This window comes from Streptomyces sp. URMC 123, assembly GCF_051386515.1.
In the GTDB taxonomy this organism is placed as follows: domain Bacteria; phylum Actinomycetota; class Actinomycetes; order Streptomycetales; family Streptomycetaceae; genus Streptomyces.
The window spans coordinates 1-521 of sequence record NZ_JBPQTV010000698.1 but is presented as its reverse complement, the minus strand read 5'-3'; the positions used below and the strand labels follow the sequence as shown (position 1 = coordinate 521).

The 521-nt window shown below is 68.1% G+C and carries 1 protein-coding gene; it reads left to right on the top strand.

All coding sequences use genetic code 11. From position 1 onward, the window contains the following. Positions 1-521, top strand: a 521-nt coding sequence (locus ACSNOD_RS31690; protein ID WP_436770515.1) for a zinc-binding dehydrogenase, incomplete at both ends; no start/stop codon positions are given.

Below are 521 nucleotides of genomic sequence, written 5' to 3'. Positions count from 1 at the left end.
GTGGTGGCGCACTGTCTGTCGGTGGAGCTGGAGAGCGCCGACGGTCACAACGACACCATGCTCGACCCCGAGCAGCGGATCTGGGGGTTCGAGACCAACTTCGGCGGCCTGGCCGAGATCGCGCTGGTGAAGTCGAACCAGCTGATGCCCAAGCCGGGTCATCTGAGCTGGGAGGAGGCCGCCGCCCCCGGCCTGGTGAACTCCACCGCCTACCGCCAGCTGGTCTCGCGCAACGGTGCCGGGATGAAGCAGGGCGACAACGTGCTCATCTGGGGCGCCAGCGGCGGCCTGGGCTCGTACGCCACCCAGTACGCGCTGGCCGGCGGCGCCACCCCCGTCTGTGTCGTCTCCAGCGAGCAGAAGGCGGAGATCTGCCGGGCGATGGGCGCCGAGGCGATCATCGACCGCTCCGCGGAGGACTACAAGTTCTGGAAGGACGAGCATACCCAGGACCCCAAGGAGTGGAAGCGCTTCGGCAAGCGCATCCGCGAACTGACCGGCGGCGAGGACATCGACATCGT